The organism is Actinotalea ferrariae, assembly GCF_019733465.1.
Taxonomy (GTDB): domain Bacteria; phylum Actinomycetota; class Actinomycetes; order Actinomycetales; family Cellulomonadaceae; genus Actinotalea; species Actinotalea ferrariae_A.
Window position 1 is genome coordinate 1 of sequence record NZ_JACVQL010000228.1, and the last position, 5,115, is coordinate 5,115.

General features: G+C 75.5%; 4 protein-coding genes. 3 read left to right on the forward strand and 1 reads right to left on the reverse strand.

All coding sequences use genetic code 11. The annotated features are described in order from the left end of the window. Positions 1 to 71: 71 nt before the first annotated feature. The gene (locus ICW40_RS16385) at positions 72 to 2,561 is read left to right on the forward strand and encodes an FtsK/SpoIIIE family DNA translocase (RefSeq protein ID WP_260459338.1); all 2,490 of its coding nucleotides are present in this window, start codon (positions 72 to 74) and stop codon (positions 2,559 to 2,561) included. A gap of 76 nt (positions 2,562 to 2,637) precedes the next feature. Here ICW40_RS16385 and ICW40_RS16390 read toward each other — a convergent pair whose 3' ends face one another. Beyond that, positions 2,638 to 3,978 carry a CapA family protein gene (locus ICW40_RS16390; protein WP_308121865.1) on the reverse strand — a complete coding sequence of 447 codons (1,341 nt, stop codon included), beginning with the start codon at positions 3,976 to 3,978 and terminating at the stop codon, positions 2,638 to 2,640. An 86-nt stretch (positions 3,979 to 4,064) separates the two neighbouring features. Between ICW40_RS16390 and pgsA the strand changes: the two genes are divergently transcribed. Further along, positions 4,065 to 4,634, forward strand: a complete 570-nt coding sequence (pgsA, locus tag ICW40_RS16395) for a CDP-diacylglycerol--glycerol-3-phosphate 3-phosphatidyltransferase (RefSeq protein ID WP_374199171.1) — start codon at positions 4,065 to 4,067, stop codon at positions 4,632 to 4,634. Between the two features lie 10 nt (positions 4,635 to 4,644). After that, the coding region (locus ICW40_RS16400; protein WP_221655083.1) for a CinA family protein at positions 4,645 to 5,115 on the forward strand (471 nt) is incomplete at its 3' end.

Below are 5,115 nucleotides of genomic sequence, written 5' to 3' on the forward strand. Positions count from 1 at the left end.
GCTCGGCGCGCGCGGCCGCGCCCGCACCCCGCCCCCGGTCGCTCCCTGTGCGCATGGTCCGCGGAGCGTGGATGGGCAGCGCGCACCTCGTCGGCGGCACGGCCCGGCGCGTGGGTCAGGGCGCGCGCGACCTCGACCCGGCCCACCGTCGCGACGGTCTCGCGTTCGCGCTCGTCGGCCTGGCGGTCGTCGTGGCCGCACGCGAGTGGTGGGGCCTGTCCGGCTCGGCGGGCGACGCGATCCACGCCGTCGTCGCAGGCACGTTCGGCGTCGTGGGCGTCGCGGTCCCGGTGCTGCTCCTCGCGACCGCGGTGCGGCTCATGCGGCACCCCGAGCGGGTCCAGGCGAACGGCCGCATGGGCATCGGCCTCACGGCGATCCTGCTCACCGTCTGCGGCCTCGTGCACCTCGCGGAGGACCTGCCGTCGCCGTCCGACGGGTTCGGGCCGGTGCGCGACGCGGGCGGTGTCATCGGCTACCTCGTCGCGACGCCGCTCGACCACCTCGTGACCGCCTGGGTCACGGTGCCGCTGCTCCTCCTCCTCGGCTTCTTCGGGGTGCTCGTCGTCACCGCGACGCCGGTCCACATGATCGGCCCGCGCCTCCGCGCCGCCTACACGTGGCTCACGGGCGGGCGGCACGCGGCCGACGAGGACGCCGACGAGGACCTCTCGACCATGCCCACGCTCGCCGAGCAGCAGGAGGAGAAGCCGGAGCGTCGCCGGATCGGCCGGCGCCGCACGCCCAGGGCGGAGCGCGCCGAGCACGGCGAGGTCCCCGAGATCGGCGCGTACGCGGGCGACGAGGCGTTCGAGTCCGCCGCGCTCACCGAGGCGGCCCGGGCGGAGGCCGAGGCGGCCGCGATGGAGGCGTCCGACGACGTCGCCACGACGGTGCTCCCCGCAGCCGGGGCCGGCGCCTCCGCTCCACCCGCCGCCGCGACCGAGCTCGTCGCCCCGCCGACGTCGCTCGTCCCGCGGGGCGAGCAGCCGATGCTCGAGGGCGACGTCGTCTACACGCTCCCGTCGGAGGAGATCCTCGCCCGCGGCATGCCGCACAAGGTCCGCTCGGCGGCGAACGACCGCGTCGTCGAGGCGCTCACGACCGTGCTCGAGCAGTTCGACGTCGACGCGACCGTCAGCGGCTTCAGCCGCGGTCCGACGGTGACGCGGTACGAGCTCGAGCTCGGACCGGGCGTCAAGGTCGAGCGCGTCACCGCGCTGAGCCGGAACATCTCCTACGCCGTCGCCAGCGCCGACGTGCGCATCCTGTCGCCCATCCCGGGCAAGTCCGCGATCGGCATCGAGATTCCGAACGCGGACCGGGAGACCGTGTCGCTCGGAGACGTGCTCCGGTCCTCGGCCGCGCGCCGCAGCGAGCACCCCATGGTGATCGGGGTGGGCAAGGACGTCGAGGGCGGCTACGTCGTCGCCAACCTCGCCAAGATGCCGCACCTGCTCGTCGCGGGTGCGACGGGCGCGGGCAAGTCCTCCTTCGTGAACTCCATGATCACGTCGGTGCTCATGCGGTCGACGCCGGACGAGGTCCGGATGATCCTCGTCGACCCCAAGCGCGTCGAGCTCACCCTCTACGAGGGCATCCCGCACCTCATCACGCCCATCATCACGAACCCCAAGAAGGCCGCCGAGGCGCTCGAGTGGGTGGTCCGCGAGATGGAGTCGCGCTACGACGACCTCGCGATGTTCGGCTTCAAGCACATCGACGACTTCAACGCCGGCGTGCGCTCCGGCAAGGTCAAGCCGCTGCCGGGGAGCGAGCGCAAGATCGCGCCCTACCCCTACCTGCTCGTGATCGTCGACGAGCTCGCCGACCTCATGATGGTCGCGCCGCGCGACGTCGAGGCGTCGATCCAGCGGATCACGCAGCTCGCGCGTGCCGCGGGCATCCACCTGGTGCTCGCGACGCAGCGTCCGAGCGTCGACGTCGTCACGGGTCTGATCAAGGCGAACGTGCCGTCGCGGCTCGCGTTCGCGACGTCGTCGCTCACGGACTCGCGCGTCGTGCTCGACCAGCCGGGCGCCGAGAAGCTCATCGGGCAGGGCGACGCGCTGTTCCTGCCGATGGGCGCGGCGAAGCCGATGCGCGTCCAGGGCGCGTGGGTGTCGGAGAGCGAGATCCACGCGGTCGTCGAGCACGTGAAGACCCAGCTCAAGCCCGTGTACCGCGAGGACGTCGCGGCGACCGTGACGAAGAAGCAGGTCGACGAGGACATCGGTGACGACCTCGACCTGCTGCTGCAGGCGGCCGAGCTCGTCGTGACCACCCAGTTCGGCTCGACGTCGATGCTCCAGCGCAAGCTGCGCGTGGGCTTCGCCAAGGCCGGGCGGCTCATGGACCTCCTCGAGTCGCGCGAGATCGTCGGCCCCTCCGAGGGGTCCAAGGCGCGCGAGGTCATGGTCCAGCCGGACGACCTGCCCGCGACCCTCGCGCTGCTGCGCGGCGAGCCGGCCGACGGCGCGCCGGAGGTCTTCGACCAGGCGGCCCCGGACACGTCGGACGACGACGGCGAGGACGCCTGGGGGCTCACCGGCCGCGACTGAGCGTCGCCGCGACCGAGCGTCGCGAACGTCGGCCGCGTCGCGCGGGCCGTGGGCGTCGTGCGGTCCGTCGGGCCGGTCAGGGCGCCGTGGCTGCGAGGGGCCGCGGGACCACCGTGGGCGGGGGGCCCGTCGGCGTGGGCGGCGTGACGCGCTCGGGCGCCTCCGCGCCGACGACCTCGACGACGCGCGCGTGCCGCACCGCGACGTCGCCCGCGCCCAGACCGCCCGCACCCGTGCCGTCCGCCACGGCCGACGAGGTCGGGTGCACGAGGTGTCCGCCGAAGCGGTCGACCGTCACCGCGGTCCAGTCCACCGCCACGACGCTCGCCGGTCCGTCGGCAGGCTTGCGCACGGTGGCCGTCATGAGCAGCCCCGAGTCGGTCCGCGGCGTGCAGCAGTCGCCGTCCTGGTTGGAGACGAGGTTCCCGAGGCCGTGCGCGACCCACATGCCCTCGCCGCGCGGCCCACCCGGCAGCCGCGTGATGGGCAGCGGCACGTGGGCGTGGTGACCGATGACGAGGTCGACGACGCCGCTCGCCGCGAGCTCGGCCGCGAGGGCCGTCTGCTCCGCGGTGGGTGCCGTCACGTACTCCACGCAGCAGTGCACGCTGACGAGCACGAGGTCCGCCCCGGCGGCGCGTGCGGCCGCCGCCTGGGTGACGAGTGCCGCCGTGTCGAGCAGGGTCACGGTCCAGGGTGCGGCCGCCGGCACGGGCATGCCGTTGGTGCCGTAGGTGGCGGCCAGGTGCGCGACCCGGATGGTCTGCCCCTCGCGGACGAGCTCGTAGACCTGCGGCGCGGCCGCCTCCTCCGCGCTGCGCGCCGTGCCGACGTGGCCGAGGCCGGCCGCCGCGAGCGCGTCGAGCGTCGCCGCCGCGCCGGCCGCGCCCTTGTCCATGCTGTGGTTGGACGCCGTCGAGCAGCCGTCCCAGCCGCCGGCCGCCAGGGACGCCGCGATCTCGGGCGGCGCGCCGAACAGGGGGTACCCGGAGGGACGCGTCCCCGGCGGGACCACCGGGACCTCGAGGTGGCACAGGGCGAGGTCGGCGCCGGCGACCCACGGCTCGATCGGGGCCAGGAGCGGCCGGAAGTCGTACCCGCCCGCCGTGCGCGCCGACGCCATGACCGGCTCGTGGAGCAGGACGTCGCCCGCGGAGACCACCGTGAACACGGCGTCGGGGGGAGGGGTCGGCGTGGGCGTGGGTGTGGGCGTCGGCGACGACGTCGCCTCGACCGACGACGGGGACGGGGTCGCGACGCCCGGCCGCTCGGCGAGGCCGGCCAGGGCCGGGACGGGGAGGATCCCGGTCACCGCGAGCCCGAGGGCGACGACGAGGAGCACGGCGAGGACGCCGAGGACGGCGGGCAGCCCGCGTCCGGCTCGTGCGGTGCGGCGGCCTGGCCGGGGGTGCGTCACGGACCCACACGGTAGTGCCCGGGAGCCTCCGCCCGGGGGTGCGGCCCCCGCCCGCGGACCGGCCTCTTCCCCCGTAGGGTGTGGGCGTGGCTCGAGTGCGCGGGGGGATGAACCTGGCCAACGGCGTCACCGTGGCCCGGATCGCGCTCGTCCCGCTCGTGCTCGTCGCGCTCGCGCTCGACGCGGGCGGCGGCGGCTGGCGCTGGGTCGCCGCCGTGCTGTTCGCCGTGGCCGCGGGCACGGACCGGCTGGACGGCTACCTCGCGCGCCGCCTCGACCAGGTCACGGACTGGGGCAAGCTCATGGACCCCATCGCGGACAAGCTGCTCATCGGCGGCGCCCTCGTCGTCCTCTCGCTGCTCGGTGACATCCCGTGGTGGGTGACCGTCGTCGTGCTCGTCCGCGAGCTCGGCATCACGGCGATGCGGATGGCCGTGCTGCGCTACGTGGTGATCCCCGCCTCGCCCGGCGGCAAGCTGAAGACGGTCCTGCAGTCGGTCGGCATCGGCCTGTTCGTGCTGCCGCTGGCGCTCCTGCCCGACGTCGTCCGCGTCGTGGCGTGGGTCGTCCTGCTCGCCGCGGTCGCGGTCACGGTGGTGACCGGCATCGACTACCTGCGGCGGGGATGGTCCATCCGCCGCGCCGCGACGGCCTGATCCGGCGCGCATGAGCACCGGCGGCGGCCCCGACCCGGTGCCGCTCCCGGCCGCCACGGCACCCGCGGGCACGGGCAGGGCCCTCGCGGCGCCGCTCGTCGACGCGCTCGTGGCCGCCGGTGCCACCCTGGCGGTCGCCGAGTCGCTGACCGGAGGTGCCCTCGCCGCCGCGGTCGTCGACGTCCCCGGGGCGTCGCGCTGCTTCCGCGGCGGCGTCGTCGCGTACGCGACGGACCTCAAGGCCGCCCTCCTCGACGTCGACCCGGCGCTGCTCGCCGCCGTGGGCGCCGTGCACCCCGACGTCGCCCTGGCGATGGCGCGGGGCGTGCGGGCGCGGCTCGGAACGACGTACGGCGTGGCCACGACCGGCGTCGCCGGCCCCGAGAGCCAGGACGGCCACGCCCCTGGCACCTTCCACGTGGCCGTCGCCGGCCCCGGCGGCGCGGAGGTCGTCTCGGTCGGGCCGCCGCCACCGCCGCCC

What these genes read in the sequence shown, in the direction of transcription:
- ICW40_RS16385 (WP_260459338.1), top strand. Translation starts at nt 72, where the DNA reads ATGGGCAGCGCGCACCTCGTCGGCGGCACGGCCCGGCGCGTGGGTCAG.